This window comes from Stenotrophomonas sp. YJH_SMC_69 (assembly GCF_059370495.1).
This window is the reverse complement of the sequence record NZ_JCAFTS010000007.1, coordinates 86,664-112,977: the sequence shown is the minus strand read 5'-3', so window position 1 is coordinate 112,977 and position 26,314 is coordinate 86,664. Positions and strand designations below refer to the sequence as shown.

The window sequence follows — 26,314 nt, the reverse complement described above, 5'->3', positions numbered from 1 at the left end:
TCGGGATCAACGCTTGGCTTGGGCGCCAGGCGTTTCGTCACGGTTGAGGAAGGCGCCGACCAGGCTGTCCTGGTGCTCTTCCAGCCAGCGCGCCATGGCGATCTCTTCCTGCAGGATCTGGCCGCACACGGCCGCGATATCCGGCGCGGCGGCCCGCTCGGCCGCGATCACCAGTGCCCGGTAGGTGGCGATCTCGGTGTTCTCGAAGCCAAAGGAGATGCCGATGCTCTTGACGACCTCGTCCTCCATCAGGGTGTTGCCGGCAGCGTGGATCGCTGCGGTCATGCTCGCGAACAGCCCCTTGGCGGTGGGCACGCTTCCGCCGAGCGCTTCAATGCACTCGCGCAGGGAGGCGGCCTGCTGCTGCGTCTCCAGCACGTGCTGGCCGATGCGTGCGGCAAGATGGGGATAGTTCTGGATGCGCGAAGCCATGGCCTTCATCATGGTCTCCGCCTCCTGCTCCATGGCGTAGGCATCCTGCAGCCATTTCAGCAGGCGCTCGCTGCGGACGGTGTTCGGGTCTGCCATCACGGTCTCCGGTAGTGGGGCGACATGCCTCCGGAGACCATGGTGGCGAGGCAGCAATCACTGCCCCGTCGGCCGGCGTGAGCCGGCGGGCGTGCGCGCTGCACCTGGCGCTGATGCGGCCATAACATCCGCTGTTGCGTGGCAACGCCTGCCGCGAACTCAGGCGGGCATCGCGCCGGACACTACAGCGCTGCCGGCGTCGCGACGGGGGCTTGCTGCGGGTGCGCGCGCGCCTGCGGACGCCTTCAACGCCTGGATCACCCGGTGCTGCGCACGGTGCGCGCCCCCTTCCACGCCCACGACGTAGACAAAGCGGCCATCGAACTTGGCCTGGGCACCCTCCAGCACGTCATCCTCCTGCAGGGCGCGCTTGAGCGACTTCATCCATGCCCGTTCGGGGGTGCGATCCAGCTCCACGACGATCGCAGCGCCGCCGCAATCCAGGGACATGCACTCCACGCGCAATGCGCAGGGGGCGGTGGGGTCGGTGGCGGATCGAGGCATGGTCATGGCTCCAGTGCTGGGGGACGGCGGCAGTATCCATGGCCGCCGCCAACGCGCCGTCAAAAAAGGCGCACCGCCTTCCACGCCGCATCGACGGCATGGACCACCTGCGCGGGGCGGCTTCGCGCTGGGCTGACACGGCCCACGCGCGCCGTTGATGCAATACAGCACACACTGCAGTTCCCAAGGCAACACAGGCATGCGCGCATGCAATCGGAAATGGACCAGCGCAGGTGCAACCTGCTGCTGGTTGAAGACCAGCTCGACCTGGCTGCACTGATGGAACAGGCGCTGGAAGACGGCGGCGGCCGGGTGACCCACGCCTACAGCGTGTTCGATGCGCTGGGGCTGCTGGATACGCAACGTTTCGATGGCGCGGTTCTGGATGTGGAGCTCCGCGATGGCGTGGTGTTCCCCGTGGCCGATCGACTGGCGGAACTCGGCATTCCCTACCTGTTCGTCTCTGCGGTCTATGACCAGCTGGTGCCGCTGCGCCACCGCCGCGCAACCTTCGTGGCCAAGCCGTTCCACATCGACCAGTTGCAGGAAGCCGTCCAGCAGGTCGTGGGAGACGCCTGCGCGCCCCCTGCCACGCATTGAGCGGCAGACGCCGGGATTACGCCAGGTGTGGGGCTACCACCTGCCCCAGCTGGCGCAGCGCACCACCGCGGGAGAGCCCGCTCCAGTTGCCACGAGCGACGCTGCGGATGTCGGCAGGGTCGGTCCAGAGCAGCCGCATCGACCAATAGGGAAAGAACCGGCCGGACACCCTGCCCCGGCCCAGCTCAAGCAGTTCGCAATGGCTGCGGGCACCGAGGATACGGCTGTACACCACGTTGATGCTGTCTTCCGGTCCCTCGATGTACTGGAGGAAGCGGTGCCCATCGTAAAGAAGCACACCCATCACGCCTGCTTCGAAGTTGAAGCGGGCAGCGGCCCTGGCGAGGTCGTCCACAGGGTCCATGGAAAGCCCCGGTATCGCCTCACTTGCGTAAGCGATTGCGCGGAGGGGCACGTTGATTCCTTCTGACGCAGGAAGTGTCCTGCCCTTCCATGATGCTGCGCTTGCCGTAGAGCCAAATGAGGCGGTTCACAACCTGCCTCGCTCCATCCTCCCCCCTGCGGCACACTGCAGTAACAGGTATCCGGCTCAGGCGGCCTTTGCGTAGGGCTCGACAATCAGCAGCAGCTTGTCCATCGCCGTGGCATCGGCCTGTCCGGTCGCTGCCCGCTGGATGAAGCTGGTCCAGTCGGCACAGGCGATCTCGCGCAGCTCATCTGCAGTGACGGACAGGCAACGCATGGGCCAGAACGGCAGCCGCCGCTGGCCGACACGCCCCCGCGCAAGTTCGATCAGGTGGATGTGACTGCTGGCGCCGGTGACACGGGAGAAGGCCACATCCAGTCCATCGGCAGGGCCCTCCATGTACTGCAGGAAGCGTTCGCCGTCGAACAGCAGCACCCCGGTCACCCCTGCGCCCCGATTGAAGCGCGCGGCATCGTCCATCAGCGCTTTCAGACGTTCCGGCGAGAATCCACTGACGGCCTCGCTGACGTAGGCGATGGCTCGATTCGGCATGGTGCCACTCCTGCTCTTCCAGCGCTTCACTCTAGGACGGGCATCGTGGCGAAACCGTAAACGCCAGCCGGGAAAACATCACATCATGCCCAATTCAGCGTGGTTTCCGAGGCGCTTCCAGCTCCCGCCTTCCGCCGATCTGCCGCCGTGGCGGGGGCGCGCACCCTCCATTCCGGCCAGGTAGGCCGAGAACCCTCCGGTCGCGCGTCCCACCAGACGGGCACTGGTCATGACGATGGGAGCGCCGGCCCACCTTACGGTAGCGCCGAGGCGTTGCAGCCTCCTCACCAGTGCAACATCCTCTCCACAGCGCAGGGGAGCAAATCCCCCGGCCGCCAGATAGGCCTGGGCGGAGACGCCGAAATTGGCACCGTGGATGCGCCCATGATCGTCGCCCCACTGCTGCCGTTTCTGGAACGCGCGTCGCAGGCGCTTCTCCGTCCTGGAGGTGGTTGCTATGTCCACCAGTCCGCAGAAGGCGTCGCACCGGCCCTCAAGCTGGGCAACCAGCCATTCGGGAGGTACCTCGCTGTCGGCATCGGTGCTCGCCAGCCATCTCGCACCGCGTCCGAGCAGCTCAGCGGCGGCCGCTGCCCTGGCAACGCCGACGCAGCGTGCTTCCAGGCGCACCGTATCGACCCGCTGCTGCTGGCAGATGGACGCGGTGGCATCCGAGCAGGTGTCCAGTGCAACCACCACCTGCACTGCTTCGCCGTGCAGCTCGGGATGCAGGGCTGCCCTTCGGATCGATTGCAGGCAGCGCTCCACGCTGGCTGCCTCGTCATGGGCCGGAACCAGGATGCCGATCATCGCAGGCCCTCGTTGCGGGCCAGCGACAGCGAGCTGCGCGTCCAGCCCTGCAGCACGAAGTCCGCATCACGATAGTGGAAGGCTTCGTGCAGGCCTTGGCCAAGGCACCGATGCACGACGTCGGTGCGACTTGCGCGCCTCTGGAACGAAGGCAACCAATGGCAGGCGACCAGCAGTCCGTCGTCGCGAAGGGCCGAATCGATGCCGGCGCGCAGCTCGTGCAGCGCTGCTGCACCCAGGTAGTAGCCCATTTCCCCGCAGACGATCAGGTCGAAGCGGCCCGGCGGCCATTGCTCGGGATGGCTGGCGCAATGGACCTGCACATGCGGCAGGTGGGCCAGGTTGCGGCGGGCCCGGAACGCTGCGCGTGGGCTGATGTCGGTGGCCAGCAGGCGCTCGCAGCGGGCGGCCAAGGCCTCGGTCAGCACGCCGTTGGAGCATCCCAGCTCCCAGCCCCGAATGAACTGGCGCTGGCTCAGGCTGGCCAGCAGCAGCGCACGCTTGCGTTCTTCATACCATCGGCTGCGATAGCCGAAGGGATCCTCCTGCTCATGCAGTTCATCGAAGTACGGTTGCGCGCTCATGCCAGGAATACCTCGTAGTTCCGGAAGAATCGGGTAAGTACATGTGCGGGCAGCACCGGCGGGCTGTTCAGTTCCGGCACCTCGCCGGTCTGGGTCCGGAAGTGCGCGATGGCGTTTCGTTTTGCGGCAGCCACTGCTGAAATGTCGATCAGCCTGGGAACCTCCCACGCCATATGTGCGCAGGCGGGGTCAAGCCAGTGCCAGCCCCACACCGGGTACTCCAGGCGTCGGCAGCCCACTGCCCGCACCGCCCTGCAGGCAGCACGCCCTGCGGCTTCATGATCGGGATGCCCATCAAAGCGCCAGGGTGCCAGGACCAGGTCGCTCGGCTGGAGGTGCTGCTGCAGCCAGTCTTCCAGGCCCTGTTCGTGCGCACTGACCGCGCCGTCGGCGATGCCGAGATGAAACGCGGATCCAGGCCGGATACCGAGTTCGCCCAGCGCTGCGGCAAGCTCGGCGCGTCGCGCCGAGCGCAGGCGTTCTGGCGTCCACCAGTGCTCGTCCGGATAGCACGCTTCGCCATCGGTCACGGCGACGACGCGTACCTCCATGCCCTGCTCCGCAGCGTGACGGAGCAGTCCACCACAGCCGAGGATCTCGTCGTCTGGATGGGGTGCGACCACCACGACGCGATCATGGCCGGCGCAGAGGGCATTGGCCGATGTTGCCGGCCGCTGCCACAGCCAATCGCAGCGCAGCCATGCCTGCTCCTGCGTTCCTTCCCCCTGCAGGGGTGTCCTGGCTACAGCGCCCATGTCGCCTCCTGGCTCGCCCGCTGGCCGCCCAGCCATTCCCAATCGCGATCTGCGTGGTTCTGCCGAAGGAACACGGTCAGGTCCGCGCAGCGACGGGCGTGGGCATCCTCCAGGCACATCGGCGCCGGGCCCAATGCGCGCCCCGCCAGATCCAGGACACGCGTCGCCGCGCGCTCGACCACGCAGCGCAGGCGCACGACCTCTTCGCGATGCGCCGATTCCGGCGCGGCGTCGATGCGTGCCGCCACTTCGCGAAGCAGCGCCGCCGCCGGGCCCAAGGCGAGGTCCACTTCACCCAGTAATCGCGCGCGATTCCCCTCGCTGCAGGCTGGCCGCATGCGCTCGGCCAAGGCGGCCGCCGCGCCGAACCAGACTGCCGCGATGCCCGCACCGCCGTGCCAGAAGCCCGGTCGCTGCAGGTACTCATCGCGCGTTCCCAGAAGCGCCATCGGCGCGCCGTCGAATCGCACCGTGGTGGACGGAACGCCGGCCATGCCAACGGCCGGCCAGGGCTCATCTGCAAGCGTGCGCCAGTGTTTCGCCGCGACCTGGCACAGCCACACGCCCTGCGCGTTGCGGACGGTTACCAATGCCGCATCCACCCACGCGCTGCCGGAACACCAGGGCTTGTCACCATGGAGCTGGCCGTGGGCATCGAAGCGGAGTGTGTTGGCTGGACCTTCCGCGGCCCAGACCGCCAGTAGCTGGCCTTCAACCAGTTCGGGCGCGTTCAGTTCGGCGATGATCGCCTGGGCGTCGTAGTGCGCCTCAAGCACTTTGGCCAGGCACAGGTCTTCCGCCCCCCATGCCGCCAGCGCCTGCCACCGCCGCAGCGTGCGGCCGCTTCCGGGCAATGGCAGGTCGGGCCGCTGGACCACTACCTCGCGAGCGCGGCCCTCCAGCGGGGATGGCGACGTCACATGCTGCATGAAGGAGCCTGAAATGGAGAGACATGTCGAACGTAGGCGGCAAGCGGTCACATCACTGTCTGGGAGGCGTAGTCGGCGCATGAATTCTCTGCGCGATCATCCTCACGCGCTCGCTTGCCGGCGCTGCCGCCGTGCGCGCAGGCACTGCCGCAGCTCCCACAACCATGGCAGCACGACCACGCCCAGCGCCGGCAGCAGGACCAGCCACCAGACGCCCGGTGCTGCAGGCTTCACTTCGAGCGACCACCGGGGGTGGACCTGCCAGCCCACCCAGCCCAGCAGGACCCACGGCGCGGCATCGAGCACGCTGTGCACATGCTGCTCTGCCGGGCTGATGCGTCGTCTGCCGTCCGCGCTGACGGTGTCGAAGTAGCCGGCGATTGCGTGCGCGAGGACCAGAAGTGCCAGAAACGTGACGAGCGACAGCGTGTTTTCCAGCAGGAGCCATGCGAGCACTCCGCTGCCGATCAGCAGCAACTGCACCCCATGCAACAGGCTTTCGCGCATCGCGGAGGTGTGTGGAAGGTCGGTCCGCCGGTGAAAATGGAAGTCCAGCCAGCCGGCAGCCAGCCACAGTGCGTAGACACCGGCGGCAATCGCGCTCATGGCAGCATGCTCAGGGTGTCAGCACGATCTTGCGGCAGTCGTCATCCTTGGCATCGAATATCGCGTAGCCCTGCGCAGCGTCGGCCAGGCGCATCCGGTGCGAGATGATGTCACCCGGATCCAGCTTTCCTTCCATGATTGCGTCGAGCAGTTCCGGCATCAGCCCCTGCACATGGGTCTGGCCCATCTTGAATGTCAGTCCTTTGTCGAACGCATCACCCAGCAGAAAACCATGGATGAAGCCGGCATAGACGCCTGGAATGCTGACCACGCCGCCACGGCGCGTTGCCGCGATGCATTGCCGTATCGCCACGCCACTGCTGCCTTCCAGCTTTACAGCGGTCAACGCTGACTCCAACGCACTGCCCTCGGCCTCGAAGCCTACGGCCTCGATGCAGGCGTCTACGCCCCGCCCACTGGTCTGGGTAAGGATGTAATCGGCCGGGTCTTCTATCTCCTTGAAGTCGATGGGGGTCACGCCGTAAGCACGGCGTGCATAGTCCAGGCGGTAACGGAGGTGGTCGACCATGAAGATGGTCTCTGCTCCCAGCAGTCGGCAACAGGCCGCGCTCATCAGCCCAACCGGACCGGCGCCGAAGATGGCCACCGTCGAGCCGGGCTTCACACCCGCGTTCAGCGCGGCCTGATAGCCGGTCGGGAGAATGTCAGACAGGAACAGCACCTGCTCATCGGCCACGCCTTCCGGAATGCGCAACGGGCCCACGTTGGCCTTCGGCACGCGTACGAATTCGGCTTGGCCACCGGCTACGCCGCCATACAGATGGCTGTATCCGAACAAAGCAGCTGGAGGCAGCAGCCCTTTCTGGTTGAGCGCCGCGCCCTTGCCAGGATTGGTGGTCTCGCATGCGGCATATTCGGCCAGCCTGCAGTGGAAACACTCGCCACAGGCGATCACGAAGGGAATCACCACGCGATCGCCCGGCTTCACCTGGGTCACGCCGCTGCCGACCTCTTCCACCACGCCCATGAATTCGTGGCCCAGTACATCGCCATCGTGCAGATCAGGAATCTTGCCGCGGTAGAGGTGCAGGTCTGAACCGCAGATGGCGGTGGCGGTCACCCGCAGTATCAGATCGTCATCCGCCGCCAGTACCGGGTCGGGCACAGTCTCGACGCGCACATCCCTGCGGCCGTGATAGGTCAATGCCTGCATCGTGCTGCTCCAGGAGCTCGGGCCTTCAGCATCGCAAGGCCGCCATCCGGCTGCAGTGACATCCCGGTGTGCGCGGCGTTCATTCTGCAGCGTCGTGGCGTTAACCCGGCGCGGCGCAGGCTTCACTCTCTCGCCGCAGGAGCTGCCCATGAACGACAAACTGCCCTTCAATCCAACGACGGATGTGGACGATCAGTCAAAGGCGCACACGCCGGACAAACGGCGCAATGATCGAGCCAGATGGAAGGAGCACGACATGCCCGACGACGGCGATGGCCCCAAGGCGGTACCGGAGGACTACGAGCGCCCTGATCCCGATCCGACGGGGAAGCGTTGAGTCCGCCTCACATTCCGGATGCGCAGCAATCACGAGGCATGGCTCTTTGTCGGCGCAAGCTTCATGGACGGTCTTTGGAGCAGCCTCAACGAGGTCTTGCATGTGGAAACGCAACGGTCTCTCGCTGGTGCTGCTTGCGCTCACGTTGGTGTTCATTGTGGGGCAGGCAGTTGCGGGGCATCACGTGCACAACCAGGAACTGGTCGAGCACGGACGCATGCCGATCGATTTCTCGCACTACCTGGCTACCGGGCACTTCGTCAGCGCTACGTTCGAGAACTGGGAGAGCGAATTCCTGCAGATGGGGATGTACGTTCTGCTGACGGTCAGCCTGCGCCAGCGCGGTTCCGCCGAATCGCGGCCGCTGGACCCCGCGCAGGAACAGAATCGCATCGAACCCGGCCGCACGCCCTGGCCGGTCAGGCGCGGTGGCCTGTGGAACGTTCTTTACGGTCATTCGCTGGCGATTGCATTCGGGCTGTTGTTCCTGTTCAGCTTTACGCTGCATGCATTGGGAAGCTGGCGCGCCGAGGAGGCCGAACAGCAGTTGAAGGGATTGCCGCCGCCAGGCTTTGTGGAGCACCTCGCCAGCAGCACATTCTGGTTCGAATCCATGCAGAACTGGCAAAGCGAATTCCTGGCCGTGCTGTCTCTGGTGGTGCTGACGATCTTCCTGCGCCAGAAAGATTCGCCGCAGTCCAAGCCGGTCGAGGCGCCGCATACCCAGACAGGAGACTGAACCATGGCAGATGATCCGTCGACGGCCTTGCTGATCATCGACATGTTCAGCCGTTTCGATTTCCCGGGCGCGCAGGAGCTGGCGCCCGCGGCAGAGCGGGCGGCCCGGCAGATCCGGCGCCTGAGGGATCACTTCGACGAACGCGGGTGGCCAGTCATCTACGCCAATGACAATTTCTCGGATTGGAAGCGCGATTTCCGCCAGCAGGTGGAACAGTGCCGGCGCGACGGCGGTCCGGCGGGGCGAATTGCCAGCCTTCTCTCGCCCTTGCCCGGTCATTACTTCGTGCTCAAGCCCAAGCACTCGGCGTTCCTGGCCAGTCCCTTGCCGATTCTGCTGGCCAAACTGGGCGTGCGCCGCCTGTGCCTGAGTGGCATGACGGCCGATTCGTGCGTTCTGGCCACCGCGCTGGATGCCAACGCCAGAGAGTTCGACGTCCTGCTGGCACCGGAGGTCGTGGCGGGGCTGCCATCCCGGAAGCGGCGCGCACTGGCGCTGCTGGCTGATTCGGGTGCAGCCCGGATCGCGCGGCTTTCTTCGCTTGTCTCTGGGCAGGAAGCAGGAGGGCCGCTGAAGGCAGCTCAGGCCCGGTCGGCTATCCCCTGTACGCCGGCATGACCGGCGCAATGTGCACAGCAGAAGATCTGGCCATTTCCTTCAACGCCATGCCCAATGACGGCGCATTTGCAGTGTGCGCAGCGGGGTGCGAATGCGTGGATCGCGCACTCGAACGAATCGAACGTGCCGCTGCGCCCGCCCTGCTGCAGGGTAAAGCTCTTGTCGTAGTTGTTGCCGCAGACATCACAGGTAGCCATGGGGCACGTCGTGCTGTGGAAGGAACATGCAGTCTGGCAAGCGCGAATGTCGGTGGTCGTGAATGCACCGTGTCGCGAGGGTGTAGGACGTCCGCATCGTCGCCAAGCGGGCGCGGCGTGCTTCATTGGTCATTGCCGGGCTCGGCACTGTTGCCACGTGGTGTGCCGCGACCACAGGGAAACGCCGTGCGCAGCCCTTCGACAACCAGTGGCGACGCATCCTGCTGCAATCGCTCGCGGGGCAGTTGCCGGAGATGGGAAGACACATGGTCGACCAGTTCATGCGGAAGGATCTGGCCCTGCCCGCACCACTGTCCGCGGCTGGCATCGGCGACGCCCAGGATATAGCCGCTGGCGCGAGCGCTGGACAGGATCCGGCACTGTTCACCGTCGCAGAACCCGTCATCGCCTTTCCCCTGCAGGAGGGTGATGAGTTCCGTGCCGCTGACAAGCCAGGTCCGTACCGGCTGCATTGTTCCGGCCAAAGCGGACCCAGCCAGCGCGCAGAGGCCAAGTGCGAGGAGCCGACGCATGACGCGGCGCGCCTGGGGTTGGTGATGTCTCTTCATGTTGAGGCCCTGGCTGTTGCTTTCATGGACGCCACGCGGCAGAGGTCAAAGCCGATCAAGCTGGTTGCGCGGACGAAACTCCGGGTCGTCCTCGGCTTCCAGCATGGCCTCCACCAATGTTTCGAAGGGCTCGGTGGCGGCATCCAGGTCTGCGGATGACAGGAATCCGGATTCCCCGGGGCCGGCCAGCCCAATCGCAGCAACCGTCTCCTGCTCACCTTCCTCGGCCCAGAGATAGTCGTGGATCAGTGCCACGCCTTCGTCGCCCCCCTTCAGGAAGTCGGCGGCGCCTCGTGCCACGGCAAGAAACGCGATGAGATCGTAAAGGCTCTCCGAATACGTCAGCGATCCTGCGACAAAGTGCGTAGCAGTGCGGTCATAGGCGGCAATCTGGATATTCCCGGCCTGTGCAGAGGCAAGGAAAGCCTTCAATGCGGCGCGATTGTCGGGGTAGCGGGCCAACAGCGCCTGGCAATCCGCGAGCAGGTGGTCCAACGCCTCGTCGCTGCACGAGGCAAGGTATTGACCGTTTTCCATGCGCCACTGCCCGGAGATGCCTCGCCAGTCGGACCAACGGGATGATGAAGGCACGGGCGCTGCCAGCCATCTGGAAAGATCGTGGTGGGAAATCTTCAGGCGGAGCAGTGCTGAATAGGGCTCTGACAAGGCGATCCTCCACTGTGTCTGCGTACAGTTGGCTTGTAGCAGACAACGCATGACCCGCCAACATCTGGCGGCTGCCGCAGGCCGGTGCCGGACTATCGCCCAGCCGTCGACCCTCTCACCACGCACCTTCCCGTCATCACCAGCCTGCGCACGGGCAGCTCCGGCATGCGCAGGCGTTCCAGCAACAGCGACATCGCAGCGCGCCCCATGTCTTCAACCGGCTGCTCGACCACGGTAATGCCAGGTTCGACCAGCTCGGTCCAGCGCTCGTTGTCGAACCCTGCCAGCGCCAGCTCTCCTGGAATGGCGAGACCGGCGCTGCGTGCCGCCTTCACTGCACCCATGAGCAGCAGGCTGTTGCTGGTGACCAGCGCGTCGGGACGCGAAGGGCCGGCCAGCCATTGGTCGACCGTTGCGATGGCGGCCTCGGCCGTTGGCTCGACTTCACGGTAATCCGGCTCCAATCCGTGCGTGCGCATCGCAGCAAGATAGCCGTCGCGGCGCTCGGCCGCCGTGGTGCTGGTGCTGCCGAACAGGCCGCCGATGCGGCGATAGCCACGCTCGACGAGATGCTCGACCAGGGCGCCCATCGCCGCGGGATTGTCCAGCACCACGCTGTCGATCGACCCGCTGGCCGCGGCGCGGTCCACCAGTACCGTCGGGAAGTCCAGCGTGAGCCGTTCCAGCCGCCCCACCGTGGTCCGTGTGGGCGCAAAGATCAGTCCACTGATGCGCTCCTCGTGCATCAACTGCAGGTACAGCGCCTCGCGCTCGGGGTCTTCGTCGGTGTTGCAGAGCGTGACGCGCAGGCCTTCGCGATAGGCGACCTCCTCCACCGCACGGATAAGCGCAGTGAAGAACGGGTTGCGGATGTCCGCAACGATCAACCCGATGATGCCGGTGTGCCGGGAGCGCAGCCGCCTTGCCTGCAGGTTCGGCCGATAGCCGGTCTGGCGGATCGCCACCTCGACCCGGCCGCGAACCTCTTCGCTGACCGGGCCGCCCCCGAGCACCCGCGACACGGTGGACTTGGATACCCCCGCTACACGCGCGACGTCATTGATGCTGATACTCATTGGAAACGTTCCCGGAAAAGTGCGCCTGCCATGGTCCGGCGGCTGTTCAGGACAATGCTAACGCCAAAGAGCTGTTGGCATTTTGTGCAGTGCACATTGAAATAGGCGGTGGGAACGTTCCCAATATGCCCAGCCATCCTTTTGCCGGAGCCGCCCTTTGTCGCCCCAGACCTTCCCCTCCCCCGTCAGCCGGGAACTGATCCGCCTGGACGCGCGGGCGCAGGACAAGACCGATGCGATCGCCCAGGTCGCGCAGATGCTGGTCGCGGCCGGCTGCGTGGCGCCGGGGTACGAGGCCAGCATGGGACGGCGCGAAGCGCTGGCCAACACCTTCCTCGGCCATGGCGTGGCAATCCCGCACGGGCTTGGCGAGGACCGCCATCTGGTGCGCCGCGATGGCATCGCCGTGCTGCAGTTGCCGGAAGGCGTGGAATGGAATCCGGGGCAGGTCACCCGTCTGGTGGTTGGCATCGCTGCCCAGTCCGATACCCACATTACCCTGCTGCGCCGCCTGACCCGCCTGATCCAGGATGAGGCAACGCTGCAGCGCCTGTTTGCGACCACCGATGCGGGTGAGATCGTCAACGCGCTGACCGGCGACATTGCGATCACGACCGCCCAGGTACCGGCCACCGATCTGGCCGAGCGCTTTGACTGGACCATTGCCTACCCCAGCGGCCTGCACGCGCGCCCGGCCACGCGCTGGGCAGAGACGGCGCGCCGCTTTGCGGCCCGCGCCCAGGTGCGTGCCGGCGACCAGGCAGCGGACGCCAAGAGTCTGGTCGCGCTGCTGCAACTTGGCCTGCGTCATGGCGATGCCGTCAGCGTGTCTGCCGAGGGGGCGGATGCCCCTGCCCTGCTGACCGCGCTGCGCAGGGTCATGGAGGACCTGGTGGCACAGGAAAAGGCCGACGCCGAACGCGCAGCACAACGCAAGGCCACGCCGGTGGCAGGCTGGAATCCGCCCGAGGCACAGGCTGCCATCGTCGGCATCGGTGCCAGCCCTGGGCTGGCAATCGGCCCGGTGCATGTATTGGCCAGCACGCAGGCCGAGGTCGCCGATCGCCCGGCCCCGCTCGGCGAAGGCGGGGCGCGTCTGCAGGACGCGCTCGCACGTACCCGCCAGCAGTTGGCCGCGCTGCAGGATGACACCCAGCGCCGGCTTGGCGCCTCGGACGCCGCCATCTTCAAGGCCCATGCCGCGCTGTTGGACGACACCGACCTGATTACCCGTACCTGCCAGCTGATGGTCGAAGGCCATGGCGTCGCATGGTCCTGGCACCAGGCCATCGAACACATCGCCTCGGGCCTGGCCGCGCTGGGCAACCCGGTGCTGGCCGGGCGCGCCGCCGACCTGCGTGACGTTGGCCGCCGAGTGCTGGCGCAGCTTGATCCGTCGGCCGCCGGTGGCGGCCTGGCCGACCTGCCCGCGCACCCGTGCATCCTGATCGCGGCGGACCTGTCGCCGTCCGACACGGCCAACCTCGACACTACCCGCGTGATTGGCCTGGCCACCGCGCAGGGCGGGCCGACCTCGCACACCGCCATCCTCTCGCGCACCCTCGGCCTGCCGGCGCTGGTCGCCGGGGGGGGCGAGCTGCTCGCGATCAGCGCCGGTCGCGAGGCGATCATCGACGGCAGCAGCGGGCGGCTCTACCTGTCTCCGTCCGAGGCCGACCTCGCCTCGGCGCGCGCGTGGATCGCCGAACAGCAGCAGATCCGCGAGCGTGAAGCGGCGCAACGTGCGCAGCCGGCACAGACGCCGGACGGCCACCGCATCGACATCGGCGCCAACGTCAACCTGCCCGAGCAGGTGCCGCTGGCACTGGAGCAAGGCGCGGAAGGCGTCGGCCTGATGCGTACCGAATTCCTGTTCCTTGAACGTGGCAGTACGCCCAGCGAGGATGAGCAGTACACCACGTATGTGGCGATGGCCAAGGCACTCGGCGGCCGCCCACTGATCGTGCGTGCGCTCGATATCGGTGGCGACAAGCAGGTGGCGCACCTGGAGCTGCCGCATGAAGAAAACCCGTTCCTGGGCGTGCGCGGCGCGCGCCTGCTGCTGCGCCGGCCGGACCTGCTGGAACCGCAGCTGCGTGCGCTGTACCGCGCGGCGAAAGACGGCGCGCGCCTGTCCATCATGTTCCCGATGATCACCTCGGTGAGCGAGCTGGTCGCACTGCGCGCCATCTGCGAGCGCCAGCGCGCAGCACTGCAGGCGCCCGGGGTACCGATCGGCATCATGATCGAAGTGCCGGCCGCTGCAGCGCAGAGCGATGTGCTGGCCCGCCACGCCGACTTCTTCTCGATCGGTACCAACGACCTGACCCAGTACGTGCTGGCGATCGACCGCCAGAATCCGGAACTGGCCGCCGAGGCCGACAGCCTGCATCCGGCCGTGCTGCGCGCGATCCGCGCCACGGTGGAAGGCGCACGACTGCATGGGCGCTGGGTGGGCGTCTGTGGCGGGCTGGCCGGCGATCCGTTCGGCGCACTGCTGTTGGCCGGCCTGGGCGTGGACGAACTGTCGATGACCCCGAACGACATCCCGGCCGTGAAAGCACGCCTGCGTGGCAGCGCGCTGGCCGATCTGCGAACGCTGGCTGCGACGGCGCTGGACTGCGAGACCGCCGAGCAGGTGCGTGCCCTCGATGGAGCGCGCGCATGAGTTCCCGCGCCGTCACCATTACCCTGAACCCGGCAATCGACCAGACCGTGCGGCTGGCGAACCTGCAACCGGGTCACGTGCATCGCGCCCGCAGTTCCCGCGACGACGCCGGCGGCAAAGGCATCAACGTGGCCGCCTGCCTGGCAGACTGGGGCGTGCCGACCACTGCGCTGGGTGTGCTCGGCGATGGCAACGACGGCGTGTTCAGCGCACTGTTTTCCGATCGGGGCATCGCAGACGCGTGTCTGCGCATTCCGGGCCGTACCCGCACCAACATCAAGCTGGTGGAAGATGCCAACGGCGAGACCACCGACATCAACCTGCCCGGCCTGTCACTGTGCGACGCCGATCTGGACGCGGTATCGCGCCGACTCGACGCACTGCTCCAGCCGCAGCTGCCGGTGGTGCTGTCCGGCAGCCTTCCGTCCGGGCTGCAAGCCGATGCATGGGCCCGACTGCAGGCGCAGGTGCGCGCCGCCGGCGCGCGCGTACTGCTGGATACCAGTGGTGACGCGCTTGCCGCCGCGTTGAGTGGTGCACACGGTGCACTGCCCTACGCGGTCAAGCCCAACCGCCTTGAACTGGAGGCCTGGGCCGGCACGCCGCTGCTGGATCGCAGCGCCCTGCGCGCCGCGGGCCGGGCCCTGGTCGAACGCGGAGTTGCACTCGTAGCGATCTCGATGGGCGCCGACGGCGCGCTGTTCATTGATCGCAGCGGCGCCCTGGTCGCACGACCGGCGCGACTGGCGCAGGGCAGTACGGTCGGTGCCGGCGACGCCATGGTCGCCGGCATCGCCGCCGCCTTGTTGGAGCCCTCCCCCGACCTGGCCGGTTGTGCGCGACTGGCCACGGCGTTCTCGATGAGCCGGCTGGAGAGTGGCGACGCGCGGCGGCTGGACCCGGCGCAGGTGCGCGCGTGGACCGGCGATGTACTGATCGAGCGGTTGGATTGAAACCCCTGCAGAGGGGGCTGCCGCTGGCCTTGGGCCACCGATGGCCCCTGCTGCAAGGACGAACCCGAAGAATTCCAGGAGTTGCCATGCAAGCTTCCACCGTAGTCATCGCCGCTGGCGAACGCAGCATCGAGGCCGTTCTTGCCGCCGAAGCGCTGCGCCGCGCCGCACGCCAGCAAAGGGTCGAATTGGCGATCGAAATCCGCAGCAATCAGGGCGTGACCGGGGCATTGCCCGACGCGCAGGCTGCCGCCGCAACGCAGCTGCTGCTGGTGGGTGACGGCGAGGTGGACAGCGCCCGCTTCGGCAATGCCCAGATCGTGCGCGCCGGCCTCGGTGAAGTGCTGGACGACCCGCTCGCCGTGCTGGCGCAGCTCGCCGCAGCATCGGCACCCCCTTCCAGGGATGACGCGGGCAAGCGCATCGTCGCCGTCACCTCCTGCCCGACCGGCATCGCCCACACGTTCATGGCGGCCGAAGGCCTGCAGCAGGCGGCCAAGGCACTGGGCCACGCGATCCGGGTGGAAACCCAGGGCTCGGTCGGCGCGCAGGATGCGTTGAGCGACGGCGAAATCGCTGCCGCCGACCTGGTGCTGATCGCCGCCGACCGCGAAGTCGATCTGTCGCGCTTTGCTGGCAAACGCCTGTTCAGGAGCGGCACCAAGCCGGCGATCAATGACGGCCAGAACCTGATCCGCAAGGCGCTGGCCGAGGCTGGCGTGCAGACCGGCACGGTGGCTTCAGGTCGCACCACCGAGAAGGCCAGGGTCACCGGCCCCTACAAGCACCTGATGACCGGCGTGTCGTTCATGCTGCCGTTCGTCACTGCCGGCGGCCTGCTGATCGCACTGGCGTTCGCGCTCGGCGGCATCTATGCCTTCGACGATGCACACAAGGGCACGCTGGCCTGGTCGCTGTTCCAGATCGGCGCCAAGTCCGGCTTCATGCTGATGGTGCCGGCACTGGCCGGCTACATCGCCTACTCCATCGCCGATCGCCCGGGCATCGCCCCGGGCATGATCGGGGGATTGGTGGCAGTCAACATGGATGCGGGCTTCATCGGCGGCATCCTGGCCGGTTTCATCGCCGGCTACGGCGTGCATTGGATCAACCGTGCGCTGCGCCTGCCGCGCAGCCTGGAAGGCCTCAAGCCGGTGCTGATCCTGCCGGTGCTGGGCACGCTGCTGGTCGGCCTGCTGATGATGTATGTAATCGGTACGCCGGTGGCCGGGCTGCTGGCCTGGCTGACCGACTGGCTGCGCGGCATGCAAGGCAGCAGCGCGATCCTGCTTGGCCTGCTGCTGGGCGGCATGATGGCGGTGGACATGGGCGGACCCGTCAACAAGGCGTCCTACGCCTTCTCCACCGCATTGATTTCCAGCCAGGTCTACACGCCGATGGCGGCGACGATGATCGGCGGCATGACGCCGCCGCTGGGTATCGCACTGGCGACATGGCTGTTCAGGAACCGCTTCACTGCCGAGGAGCGTGGCACGGCCGGTGCCGCTGGCGTGCTTGGCCTCAGTTTCGTGACCGAAGGCGCGATCCCCTATGCCGCGCGTGATCCGCTGCGCACCATTCCGGCGCTGGTCCTTGGTTCTGCCGTGGCCGGTGCGATTTCGATGGCCGCAGGCGTCGAACTGAAGGTGCCGCATGGCGGCGTGTTCGTGCTGCCGATCCCGAACGCAGTCACCCACCTTGGCATCTACCTGCTGGCACTCGTGGCCGGCGTGGCCGTCACCGCGGTCGCGCTGCGCGTGCTCAAGAAGCCGGTCACGGCTCCCACCCTGTAAAAGGAACCCGCCCATGACCTCCCCTTCCCGCCGCCTGCTGCCGACAGTGATCCTGCTGGCCCTGCCATCACTGGCCGCAGCCGCCGACGCGAGCGACGTCTTCGCTCCGAAGCTCGCCTACACCGGCGAAGCGGCCGCCACGCTCGACGGTGGCAAGCGCAGCGGCACGGCCTATGCCGGCCAACTGATGTTCGGTGCCGACGTGGACCTGGACGCGGCGTTTGGCTGGCGAGGTGCGACGGTCAAGGCCTACGGCATCAACCGCCATGGCACCAATCTCGCCAACAGCAGTACGGGTAACAGCACCTCGGTGCAGGAAATCTACGGCGGCCAGGGCACGCGCCTGGCCAACCTGACCCTCGAACAGCAGTTGTTCAACGACCGGTTGGTGCTGGAAGCAGGGCGCAGCGTCGCCAACATCCGCCACCTGGGTTCGGACCTGTGCCAGTACTTCCAGGGCAACTCGGCCTGTGGCAACCCGACCTACGTATTCCGCACCAGCAGTTTCACCTGGTGGCCGGTGTCGAGCTGGATGGCCGATGCCACGGCCTGGGTGACGCCCGATGTCTATGTCCGCGTCGGCGCCTACCAGGTTGATCCCAGCCAGGCCGAGGATGGCCAGCATGGCCTGAAGTGGAATACGAACCAGGCCACCGGCTGGATCGTGCCCTACACGATCGGCTGGCGCAGCCCTGCTTCGGCACGACTGAAAGCCCGCTACGAACTCGGTGGCTGGCAGGACAACTCGACCTATCGCGATCCGCTGCGCGATGCCAACGGCATTCCCGCGCTGCTCAGTGGCCAGGAGTACGCGACGCGTCACGGTCGCTCAGGCACGTTCGCCCGCTTCGAGCAGCAACTCACCAGTGATGGTGCCGGCCGCGGCCTGACCCTTTTCGGTGCGGCGCTCAAGGGCACCTCCGGCCAGTTGATCGAGGATCATTTCCTGCAGGCCGGGCTGGTGCAGAAAGGCACGTTCGCCCGGCGGCCGCAGGACAGCATCGCTTTCGTCGTGACCCAGCAGAAGTACAGCAGCATCGCGCTGGAAGACCTGCGCCTCGCCCGCGCCGCAGCCGGTGGCAGCGGCACCCCGCACGGGAGCCAGGTGATGATGGAGCTGAGCTATGGCATCCAGCTCACCCCGCAGCTTCGTGTTGCACCGAACCTGCACTACATCGTGCACCCCGACCAGTTCAATGAGCCCGCACGCCAGCACGACCTGCCGGATGCGCTGATCGCGGGCATGCGGATCGACTGGAACCTGTAGGAAATGTCAGGTGGTCCTGGGGCGCGGCCCGTGTCAGGCACCGGGTCCACGGCCGGTCCAGGCGGCGTACCGACCGCCCGGCACCCGGGTGATCGCCTGCCCTGGCCGGGGTTTCAGGTGCTGTCCGCCGCCCACGCCAGTTCGAATGTCAACGCGAGGCGCTGGCCGGGCTCCAGCCGGTGCGGTGCCAGTGTGTAGCCATCTGGCGGGCCGCTCTGCGGTTCGACACAGGTGGCGTGCGGCGTACCATCGTAGACCACCCAGTGGTCGTGGTCCGACCTCAGCCGCAGGTGCTGGCCTTCGCGTATCAGCGTGACGTCACCGTCGGCGATGAAGCAGTCATCCCAGGGGCCGGTGGTGGGCTCCACGCGGGGCAGCGTGGCAATACCTTCCCTGTCCCGCGGATACATCGAGCGAGGACTGAACAGCAGTCGTTCCGGCTTCCGGAACCAGGGGTGCCAGCCCAGCACCGCCGGCATCGCCTGGCCGCCGGCCTGGACCGAGAGGTCCATCCGCAGGCTGTGAGCCTGCAACTGCAGGTCCAGCACGGCAGCGCCACCGAAAGGCCAGTAGCCGTCGCGCGGCAGCTCCAGCGACAACCGGGCTGCCGCCGCGTCCAAGCGGTCGATCCGCCAGGGTCGCGAGAAACCCACCCCATGGATGGCGTGCCCGTCGAAGTTGAGCGGCAGCCGATGCGGCCTGCCGTCAAAATGGAACTGTCCACGGCGGATGCGCCCGGCCCACGGCACCATCGGGTAGCAGCCCCACGCGATCGCCGCCGGGCCTGCCTGCTGCGCATCCACCAGCCATTCCACGCCCTGGTAGCGCAGGTGCGCCACGCGCCCGCCCGCCCCTGCGGCGAACGCAACCTCCAGTTCGCCGCACCTCAGCCAGTGCAGCTCGCCGGCTGGCAGCGGAGCCAGCGCATCATCCACCGGCAGCATCCGCTCAGGCCCCATACGGGTTGATCGTGCGGATGCTTCCGTCCGGCTCCATGTGCAGCGGCGTGCACTTGGCCGAGCGCAGGTGGGTGATGCCGCCGGACATCAGTGCATCGTGATAGAACAGGTACCACTGTCCTTCGAACTGGCAGATGGAGTGGTGGGTGGTCCAACCGACCACGGGGGTGAGGATCACGCCAGCGTAGGTGAACGGTCCATACGGGCTGTCGCCGATGGCGTAGCACAGCTGGTGGGTGTTGCCAGTGGAGTACGACAGGTAGTAGCGACCCTGGTACCGGTGCAGCCACGGACCTTCGAAGAAGCGGCGCGCATGGTCGTCCGCGCGCAGCGGCTGGCCATGCTCATCCAGGATCTGCACTTCGCGGGTGGGTTCGGCCAGCTCGGTCATGCCGGCATCCAGGCGGCCCACGCGCGGGCCCAGCGCCGGTGCGCTGCCCTCGGGCTCCTCGTGGGCCTCGCTGTACTGGTTGTCACGATACTTCTGCAGCTGCCCGCCCCATATGCCGCCGAAGTACAGGTAGTGGCTGCCATCCTCGTCTTCGAACACGGCCGGGTCGATCGAGTACGCACCCTTGATCGGCTCCGGCTGGGGCACGAACGGGCCCTCCGGCCGCGTACCGATCGCCACGCCGATGCGGAACCGGCCCTCGGCATCCTTGGCCGGGAAGTAGAGGTAGTAGCGGCCATCACGGCAGGCGGCATCGGGGGCCCACATCTGTTTCCGGGCCCAGGGCACATCGCGCACATGCAACGCCATGCCGCAATCGACGGCCGTGCCGTCGGGCGTATCCATCTTCAGCACATGATAATCCTGCATGCCGAAGTGGCCACCTTCGTCGTCGAATGGCTGGCCGCCGTCGATGTCGTGCGACGGATAGATGTACAGGCGCCCCTCGAACACATGCGCCGAAGGGTCGGCGGTATAGATGTGGGTCACCAGCGGTTGCGAAATGGCGTGCGCGGTGAGCTGCGCAAGACGGGCTTCGCTGGCCTGGCCGTCTTCGCCGGCAGAGAGGTCGATCATGGTCGTCATCTTGGAGTTACACGGAGGCGTCGGCGGAACGGCGACGCAGGTGGAGGTCCTGCTCGATGCGGGTTTCGGTGCGCTTGTCGATCCTGTAGAAGACCAGCAGCGCCACGGCGAGCAGGAAAGGAAGGGAGCAGTAGACGCTTACGGTCAGGCGGATGCCCTGCACCACGGCCTCAGGCTGCTGCGCCAGGCCGGCCTGGTAGCCGTAGTGGGCGAGGATCGCGGCGACCAGCGCGCCGCCCACGCTGAGGCCGATCTTCAGCCCGCACAGCATCGCCGAGAAGATGATCGCGGTTGCCCGCCGATGGTTCTTCCACTCCGAGTAGTCCGCGACGTCGGCGATCATCGCCCACAGCAACGGGATGGTGATCCCGTAGCAGAAGCCATGCAGCATGAAGGCGCCGAACGCCACCGCCACCGCCGTGGGTGGAAACAGGTAGAAGGCAAGCAGGAACAGGGTCGAGACAAACAGGGCGCCACCGAAGACGTCGCGCTTGCCGAAGCGGTCCGCCAACCGTCGCGATGCGCCGATACCCAGGATCATGCAGAGGATGCCGCACGCGTTGAACAGGCTGAACGCCGAGGTGGCCGCGTCCTTCGGCCAGGTGAACGCCGCGAAGCCGGCGCTGGCCAGCGCAGCATTCAACGCGCTGACCAGGCCGTTGAACCCCGAGTTTTCAAGGAAGCCGGCCAGCGCCGCTTCACTCATGTAGTACTGGAAGTAGTAGATGTAGGTACCGCCTTTCAATGCCAGGTTGATGAACACCAGCACGGTCAGGGCCAGCATCACCTGCCACGGGCGGTTGTGCAGCAGGTCCGACAGGTCCTGCACTATGCCGCCGGTCTGTTCACGCGTCGGCACGATGCGTTCGCGGGTGGTGGCGAACGTGATCAGGAAGAACGCCGTGCCGATGATGGCGAATGCGGTCATGACCTGCTCGAAGCCGCGCACCCGGTCGCCGTCACCCAGGATCAGCACCAGCGGCATCAGCAGCACCTGGATGATGAACTGCGCGATCATCACGGCCACGAAGCGGTAGGCCGAAAGGCTGTTGCGCTGGGCCATGCTGCCGGTCAGCACGCCGCTCAGCGCCGAGTACGGCAGGTTGTTCGCTGCGTACACGCACACCAGCAGCGCGTAGGTGGCCAGTGCATAGATCACCTTTCCGCGCTCGCCCAGGTCCGGCGTGCTGAACGCCAGCAGGGACAGTACGCCAAAAGGAATGGCCGTCCACAGGATCCACGGCCGGAAGCGGCCCCAACGGGTGGTCGTCCGGTCAGCCGCGATGCCGATCAACGGCGTGAACACGAACGCACCCAGCAGGCCCACCACGAAGATGATCGTGGCCGCGGTCGCAGCTGGCAGGCGGTAGACGTCGGTGTAGAAGAACGCCAGGTAGGTGATCAGGGTCTGGAAGATCAGGTTGGCGGCGAGATCGCCCAGGCTGTAGCCGAGCTTCTCGCGTACCGATAGCGCGTGTTCAGTGCTTGCCATGCAGCGGACGTCCTGGAAAAGGGATCTGGGCGGAGGGAAATCGATGCCGGCGAGAGCGATCAGTCATGCGCGGACACCACCGTGAACCTGCCCTGCGCGCGTGCATCGGCACTGGACGCCCCCACCCTGACCTCGTAGGCACCGGGCCGCACCTCATACGCGGCGCGCGCTTCGTCATAGTGGCGCAGGGCCTGCGCTGCCTCCAGGGTGAACGTCACCGTGCGGTGTTCGCCCGGGGCCAGATGGATCCGCTGGAAGCCACGCAGCTCCTGCACGGCATCGCCGCTGCCAGCGTGCTCGCGCCGCACGTACAGCTGCACCACTTCGTCACCGCTGCGCGTGCCTGCGTTGGTCACATCGACCGCAACGCCCAGGCGGCCATCGGCCCGGAGCCTGGCTGCATCGAGGCGGAGCGTTCCATAGTCGAACCGCGTATACGACAGGCCGTGACCGAACGGATAAAGTGGCGTGCCGCGGAAGTAGCGATAGGTGCGGCCCTCCATGGCGTAGTCGTCGAATGCCGGCAACGCTTCGCCGGCCTTGTAGAACGTCACTGGCAACCGGCCGGCGGGATTGATGTCGCCGAACAGCGCCTGGCCGACGGCGGTGCCGCCGCGCTGCCCGGGGTACCAGCTCATCAGGATCGCCGGCAGATGCGACTGCGCCCAGTCCACGGCAATGGCCGAGCCGCCGGTGAGCACCATCACCACCGGCTTGCCGGTAGCGTGCAGGGCCTCCAGCAGGGTGCGCTGCGGCGCGGGCAACCGCAGGTCGGTACGGTCGCCACCGGCAAAGCCTGGATAGTTGACCGTCATTTCCTCGCCTTCGACATCGCCGGTAAGGCCACCGACGAACACCACCACATCGGCTTCGCGTGCGGCATCGAGCGCTTCATCGAACGGCGCCTTGGCGCCGGGCATGCGCCAGCCCAGGCGCACGCCGGCATCGCGCTCGTCGTCGTAGTACTCCAGCGTCATCGCGTAGGCACGCCCGGCCTGCAGCTCCAGTTCGATGCCCTCGGCATGCAGGCGATCTGTGTTCACCCAGTGATCGATCACGCGCTTCCCGTCCAGGTACAGGCGGTAGCCATCGTCGCCGGCCACCTCCAGCCGGTAGCGGCCGGACACGGGTGGCAGCAGTTGGCCGCTCCAGCGGATGCTGAAGCGGTCGTTCGGGATCCCCTGCCCCGGTGCCGCTTCGCCGCGTGCCAGCAGGTTGTCGGTCGGCGAGCCGCGGTCCCAGCGGAAGCCGATCTGCGCGTCGGTACGCACCAGGGCCGGCGTACCGGACAGGTCGGGCGTGCGGAAGTACTCGCCACGCAGGCCACGCTCGGGCGAGTCCGCCGAAGGCCGCAGGAAGGTCGGCTCGATCAACGGCGTGGCACCGGGATCGTCGCGGCCCTCCACCAGGTCCACGCCGCGGGCATAGCGAACCTCGACGCCCTTGGCCGCCTCGCGTATGCCCTGCAGGATCGTGACCGGCGCGGCCGGTGTGCCGAAGTAGTTGCCGAGCAGCGCCATGGTGTCGTCGGCAGTGGGTCCGACCACGGCAATGCGCTTGATGTCGCGTGACAGCGGCAGGATGCCGTCGTTCTTCAGCAGCACCAGCGACGCCTGCGCGGCCTTGAGCGCCAGCGCATCATGTGCCGGGGCCTGGTTCACCGAGGCCGGAATGCGCGCCCAGCGCACCCGCTCCGGCGGGTCGAACATGCCCAGGCGCATCCGTGCGGTGAACAGACGGGTCACCGCATCGTCGATCTCCGCTTCGCTGATCAAACCCTGACGCACGGCCGACGGAAGCGTGGCGTACTCCTGGCCGCATTCCAGCTCGGTGCCATTCCTGACCGCCAGCGCCGCAGCGGCTTCGCGCGTGGTCACGATATGGTGGTGCTTCCAGATGTCGACGATGGCCCAGCAGTCCGAGACCACGTAGCCCTTGAAGCCCCAGTCGCGTCGCAGCACATCGCGCAGCAGGAAACGGCTGGCACTGGCGGACTCGCCGTACACGCGGTTGTAGGCGCCCATCACAGCATCGACGTCGCCCTCCTTGACCAGCGCCTCGAATGCCGGCAGGTAGGTGTCATACAGGTCGCGCCGGCTGGGCCGTGCATCGAAGTGATGGCGGTCGGCCTCCGGCCCGCTGTGCACGGCCAGATGCTTGGCGGTGGCGTCCAGCTTGCGGTAGACGGGGTCGTCGCCCTGCAGGCCACGTACGAAGGCCACGCCCATGCGCGCGGTGAGGTACGGGTCCTCGCCATAGGTTTCCTGTCCGCGGCCCCAGCGCGGGTCGCGGAAGATGTTGACGTTCGGCGACCAGAAGGTCAGCCCCTGGTAACGGCCGTGCGCGCCTTCGCGGAGGAACTGGTGGTGCTTTGCGCGCGCCTCATCGCTGATCGTCGTGGCCACCTGCCCCATCAACGGCACATCGAAGGTCGCGGCCAGGCCGATCGCCTGCGGAAAGACCGTGGCCTGCCCTGCCCGTGCCACGCCATGCAGTCCCTCATTCCACCAGTCGTAGGCGGGCACACCCAGGCGTCCGATTGCCGGCGCGGCGTTCTGCATCTGCGCGGCTTTCTCTTCCAGCGTCATCTGCGCGACGAGTGAGGCAGCCCGTTGCTCGAAGCTGGCCGAAACGTCCAGCCAGGGCCGCGGCGCGGCTGCGGATGCGGCCGCCGCGATGCAGGTCAGAACGAACACAGTGAGCCCGCGGCGCAACGTGCGGCGACGGGCGTTGGACGACAGCGACAGCCTCATTTGCTTCTCCCGGTGCGCTCATCGCGCGCGAAGGGACCCAGCAGTGCGCCTACGAAGCCGCCCGCCCGGTCCGTGCTCAGAACGGTGCCATCCACCTTGCCTGCAAGCAGTTGCCAGCCCTGCCCGTCGCCGGTATCGAACGAGAACGCGTAGTCGCCCTCGTTGCCGTCGATCTTCAGGCGCAACGCGTCCGGTGCCCGCACCTCGCGGGTCGCCACGATGCGCGTACTGCCACCGCCATCACGAACTTCCAGGAAGAGCGAAAGTCGCTCGTCCGGAAGGCTGCGAACGCCAAGGAAGTACCAGTACGCCTCGCTCTGGAACGCCGCCAGGCCGGCCGCCACGCCAGGCCCCGGCCGGCTCATCGCGGCGCTCGCCTCGAAGCGCAGGTGCTGCTGGCGTCGGCCAAGGAACGCGGGATTGCGCAGCGTGTCCAGATCCTCGGCAAGCGGGTGCACGGCCAGCATTCCCGGGCGCGTGGCCAGGTCGGCCCAGGCGTGCTTGGGCACCCGCACGCGCAGCCACTGGCGATCGAGCCTCGGTCCATCGAAGTTGTCGCGCTCGACGAAGTTGCCGGTCGAGGGGGCCTGGGATGCCTCGCCCTGCATCCACGACGGCGCCTTGACCACGTAGGGGATGGGCTGGTCGGCCGGCAGGATCCGTGGCCAGCCGTCCTGCCAGCGCACCGGCAGCAGATAGGTCTCGCGCCCGGTGTTGTAGTGCCGCGTCTGATAGTTGCGGCTGGCCAGGAACACCGCCCACCACGAACCGTCCGGGCCTTCGACCAGGTCGGCATGGCCGGCATTGGTGATCGGTAGCGGTCGGTCGTCGGGCAGCTCGCGCTGGGTCAGGATCGGATTGCCCGCGTAGGGGTCATACGGGCCCCACACGGCGCGGCTGCGCAGCACCACCTGGGAGTGCTGCGGCCCGGTGCCCCCTTCGGCATCGGACAGGTAATACCAGCCCTGGCGCTTGTAGATGTGGGGTCCTTCGATCCAGATCGGGTTCTTCGCCGGCTCCACGCCCGCGTCGACCAGCACCCGGCGCGGCCCGACCGGCTTGAAGGCAGCCAGATCGATCTGCTGCATCCAGATGGCGCGGTGCCCGTCGTAGCGCGGCGGGCCGGGCGGTGCATCGTTGTTGACCAGGTACACCTTGCCGTCGTCATCGAAGAACAGTGATGGATCGATGCCATCAATGCCGGGCAGCCAGTGCGGATCGGACCACGGACCGGCCGGGTCGCGCGCGGTGGCAATGAAGTTGCCGCCACTGTCGGTGGCCGTGGTCACCACGTAGAAGACCCCATCGTGGTATTCGATGGTGGGCGCGAAGATGCCGCGCGAGACGCTCAGTCCGTCGAAATCCAGCTGCGTGGCGCGGTCGATCACGTTGCCGATCTGCTTCCAGTGAACCAGGTCGGCACTCTCGAACACCGGAATGCCCGGGAAATAGGTGAAGCTGGAATTGACCAGGTAGAACCGGCCGTTCGCGCTCACGATGCTGGGATCGGCATGGAAGCCGGCCAGCACCGGATTGCGGTAGTGGCCGGCCGGCAGCGGCGTGTCGAAGGCCGCGTCGTGGCCGCGGTATTCGAACCAGTCGAAGTACACCGGCGGTGCGTCCGGCGGCGCGCTGGCCGGGCTGGTTGCGGCCGACAGCAGGAGTGCCGCCGCCAGCAGGTGGCGCGCCATCGACCTCAGGCCGGCCCTGTCGCGGACCGGA

Annotated in this window: 27 protein-coding genes; 8 read left to right on the top strand and 19 right to left on the bottom strand. The window is 67.0% G+C overall.

Translation table 11 applies throughout. The annotated features are described in order from the left end of the window. Positions 1–6: 6 nt before the first annotated feature. Positions 7–528, bottom strand: coding sequence for a ferritin-like domain-containing protein (locus AC5P8F_RS13755; RefSeq protein ID WP_053494316.1), 522 nt, complete (start codon positions 526–528; stop codon positions 7–9). A 159-nt stretch (positions 529–687) separates the two neighbouring features. Next, complete coding sequence (locus AC5P8F_RS13750; RefSeq protein ID WP_100450505.1) at positions 688–1,032, bottom strand: hypothetical protein; 345 nt, start codon at positions 1,030–1,032, stop codon at positions 688–690. A 207-nt stretch (positions 1,033–1,239) separates the two neighbouring features. Here AC5P8F_RS13750 and AC5P8F_RS13745 point away from each other — a divergent pair, with 207 nt between their 5' ends. Further along, a complete protein-coding gene (locus tag AC5P8F_RS13745; RefSeq protein WP_014647178.1) occupies positions 1,240–1,632 on the top strand; it encodes a response regulator in 393 nt (130 codons plus the stop codon). A 16-nt stretch (positions 1,633–1,648) separates the two neighbouring features. Here AC5P8F_RS13745 and AC5P8F_RS13740 read toward each other — a convergent pair whose 3' ends face one another. From AC5P8F_RS13740 to AC5P8F_RS13705, 8 genes are all read right to left on the bottom strand, one after another. Next, positions 1,649–2,047 carry a BLUF domain-containing protein gene (locus tag AC5P8F_RS13740; RefSeq protein ID WP_495228377.1) on the bottom strand — a complete coding sequence of 133 codons (399 nt, stop codon included), beginning with the start codon at positions 2,045–2,047 and terminating at the stop codon, positions 1,649–1,651. A 135-nt stretch (positions 2,048–2,182) separates the two neighbouring features. Further along, the gene (locus AC5P8F_RS13735) at positions 2,183–2,611 is read right to left on the bottom strand and encodes a BLUF domain-containing protein (RefSeq protein ID WP_049439716.1); all 429 of its coding nucleotides are present in this window, start codon (positions 2,609–2,611) and stop codon (positions 2,183–2,185) included. Positions 2,612–2,689: 78 nt separating this feature from the next. Further along, complete coding sequence (locus AC5P8F_RS13730) at positions 2,690–3,421, bottom strand: glycosyltransferase family 2 protein (protein WP_495228375.1); 732 nt, start codon at positions 3,419–3,421, stop codon at positions 2,690–2,692. Continuing rightward, positions 3,418–4,005 (bottom strand): class I SAM-dependent DNA methyltransferase, encoded by a 588-nt coding sequence (locus AC5P8F_RS13725; protein WP_111205732.1) that lies wholly within the window; start codon positions 4,003–4,005, stop codon positions 3,418–3,420. The genes AC5P8F_RS13730 and AC5P8F_RS13725 overlap by 4 nt, the downstream gene beginning before the upstream one ends. Next, entirely contained in the window at positions 4,002–4,760 is a 759-nt protein-coding gene (locus tag AC5P8F_RS13720) for a PIG-L deacetylase family protein (RefSeq protein WP_014647183.1), read from the bottom strand. The genes AC5P8F_RS13725 and AC5P8F_RS13720 overlap by 4 nt, the downstream gene beginning before the upstream one ends. Further along, on the bottom strand, positions 4,748–5,689 hold the full coding sequence (locus AC5P8F_RS13715; RefSeq protein WP_495228373.1) for an acyl-CoA dehydrogenase: 942 nt from the start codon (positions 5,687–5,689) through the stop codon (positions 4,748–4,750). Before AC5P8F_RS13715 ends, AC5P8F_RS13720 begins: the two co-directional genes overlap by 13 nt. Positions 5,690–5,791: 102 nt before the next feature. Continuing rightward, positions 5,792–6,295, bottom strand: a complete 504-nt coding sequence (locus AC5P8F_RS13710; RefSeq protein ID WP_169411924.1) for a hypothetical protein — start codon at positions 6,293–6,295, stop codon at positions 5,792–5,794. A 10-nt stretch (positions 6,296–6,305) separates the two neighbouring features. Then, entirely contained in the window at positions 6,306–7,469 is a 1,164-nt protein-coding gene (locus AC5P8F_RS13705) for a zinc-dependent alcohol dehydrogenase (RefSeq protein WP_049407369.1), read from the bottom strand. A gap of 148 nt (positions 7,470–7,617) precedes the next feature. On the opposite strand from AC5P8F_RS13705, the gene AC5P8F_RS13700 reads away from it, so the two are divergent. The 3 genes from AC5P8F_RS13700 (at position 7,618) to AC5P8F_RS13690 (ending at position 9,163) form a co-directional block, all read left to right on the top strand. Further along, entirely contained in the window at positions 7,618–7,806 is a 189-nt protein-coding gene (locus AC5P8F_RS13700; protein ID WP_014647187.1) for a hypothetical protein, read from the top strand. A gap of 100 nt (positions 7,807–7,906) precedes the next feature. Then, positions 7,907–8,545, top strand: a complete 639-nt coding sequence (locus AC5P8F_RS13695; RefSeq protein ID WP_495228371.1) for a DUF6766 family protein — start codon at positions 7,907–7,909, stop codon at positions 8,543–8,545. A gap of 3 nt (positions 8,546–8,548) precedes the next feature. Next, positions 8,549–9,163 carry a cysteine hydrolase family protein gene (locus AC5P8F_RS13690; protein WP_134808870.1) on the top strand — a complete coding sequence of 205 codons (615 nt, stop codon included), beginning with the start codon at positions 8,549–8,551 and terminating at the stop codon, positions 9,161–9,163. On the opposite strand, the gene AC5P8F_RS13685 is transcribed toward AC5P8F_RS13690, so the two are convergent. The 4 genes from AC5P8F_RS13685 to AC5P8F_RS13670 all read right to left on the bottom strand — a co-directional run bounded on the left by AC5P8F_RS13685 (position 9,127) and on the right by AC5P8F_RS13670 (position 11,671). Next, positions 9,127–9,360, bottom strand: a complete 234-nt coding sequence (locus AC5P8F_RS13685) for a metallothionein (protein WP_014647190.1) — start codon at positions 9,358–9,360, stop codon at positions 9,127–9,129. The genes AC5P8F_RS13690 and AC5P8F_RS13685 overlap by 37 nt on opposite strands. A 122-nt stretch (positions 9,361–9,482) precedes the next feature. Then, positions 9,483–9,893 (bottom strand): Rap1a/Tai family immunity protein, encoded by a 411-nt coding sequence (locus AC5P8F_RS13680; RefSeq protein WP_262225119.1) that lies wholly within the window; start codon positions 9,891–9,893, stop codon positions 9,483–9,485. A gap of 81 nt (positions 9,894–9,974) precedes the next feature. Then, positions 9,975–10,595: a hypothetical protein gene (locus AC5P8F_RS13675; protein ID WP_227863764.1), complete on the bottom strand. Its 621-nt coding sequence runs from the start codon at positions 10,593–10,595 to the stop codon at positions 9,975–9,977. 92 nt (positions 10,596–10,687) lie between these two features. Next, entirely contained in the window at positions 10,688–11,671 is a 984-nt protein-coding gene (locus AC5P8F_RS13670; protein WP_049439702.1) for a substrate-binding domain-containing protein, read from the bottom strand. A gap of 157 nt (positions 11,672–11,828) precedes the next feature. Here AC5P8F_RS13670 and ptsP point away from each other — a divergent pair, with 157 nt between their 5' ends. From ptsP to AC5P8F_RS13650, 4 genes are all read left to right on the top strand, one after another. Beyond that, the gene (gene ptsP / locus AC5P8F_RS13665; protein ID WP_069116758.1) at positions 11,829–14,339 is read left to right on the top strand and encodes a phosphoenolpyruvate--protein phosphotransferase; all 2,511 of its coding nucleotides are present in this window, start codon (positions 11,829–11,831) and stop codon (positions 14,337–14,339) included. Continuing rightward, the gene (locus tag AC5P8F_RS13660; RefSeq protein WP_197604613.1) at positions 14,336–15,292 is read left to right on the top strand and encodes a hexose kinase; all 957 of its coding nucleotides are present in this window, start codon (positions 14,336–14,338) and stop codon (positions 15,290–15,292) included. The genes ptsP and AC5P8F_RS13660 overlap by 4 nt, the downstream gene beginning before the upstream one ends. An 86-nt stretch (positions 15,293–15,378) precedes the next feature. After that, the gene (locus tag AC5P8F_RS13655; protein ID WP_495228368.1) at positions 15,379–17,085 is read left to right on the top strand and encodes a PTS fructose transporter subunit IIC; all 1,707 of its coding nucleotides are present in this window, start codon (positions 15,379–15,381) and stop codon (positions 17,083–17,085) included. A 13-nt stretch (positions 17,086–17,098) separates the two neighbouring features. Continuing rightward, the gene (locus tag AC5P8F_RS13650; RefSeq protein WP_495228366.1) at positions 17,099–18,352 is read left to right on the top strand and encodes a carbohydrate porin; all 1,254 of its coding nucleotides are present in this window, start codon (positions 17,099–17,101) and stop codon (positions 18,350–18,352) included. Between the two features lie 113 nt (positions 18,353–18,465). Here the strand turns inward: AC5P8F_RS13650 and AC5P8F_RS13645 are convergent, their stop codons facing one another. Genes AC5P8F_RS13645 through AC5P8F_RS13625 form a run of 5 tightly spaced genes read right to left on the bottom strand, consistent with a single transcriptional unit; the run spans position 18,466 to position 26,283 of the window. After that, positions 18,466–19,311 (bottom strand): aldose epimerase family protein, encoded by an 846-nt coding sequence (locus AC5P8F_RS13645; RefSeq protein ID WP_495228364.1) that lies wholly within the window; start codon positions 19,309–19,311, stop codon positions 18,466–18,468. After that, entirely contained in the window at positions 19,301–20,338 is a 1,038-nt protein-coding gene (locus AC5P8F_RS13640) for a glycoside hydrolase family 43 protein (protein ID WP_075076923.1), read from the bottom strand. Before AC5P8F_RS13640 ends, AC5P8F_RS13645 begins: the two co-directional genes overlap by 11 nt. Positions 20,339–20,354: 16 nt before the next feature. Then, on the bottom strand, positions 20,355–21,839 hold the full coding sequence (locus AC5P8F_RS13635; protein ID WP_049439691.1) for an MFS transporter: 1,485 nt from the start codon (positions 21,837–21,839) through the stop codon (positions 20,355–20,357). A 59-nt stretch (positions 21,840–21,898) separates the two neighbouring features. Further along, the gene (locus AC5P8F_RS13630) at positions 21,899–24,592 is read right to left on the bottom strand and encodes a glycoside hydrolase family 3 protein (protein WP_495228362.1); all 2,694 of its coding nucleotides are present in this window, start codon (positions 24,590–24,592) and stop codon (positions 21,899–21,901) included. Then, positions 24,589–26,283 (bottom strand): glycoside hydrolase family 43 protein, encoded by a 1,695-nt coding sequence (locus AC5P8F_RS13625; protein WP_075076925.1) that lies wholly within the window; start codon positions 26,281–26,283, stop codon positions 24,589–24,591. Before AC5P8F_RS13625 ends, AC5P8F_RS13630 begins: the two co-directional genes overlap by 4 nt. Between the last annotated feature and the right edge of the window lie 31 nt (positions 26,284–26,314).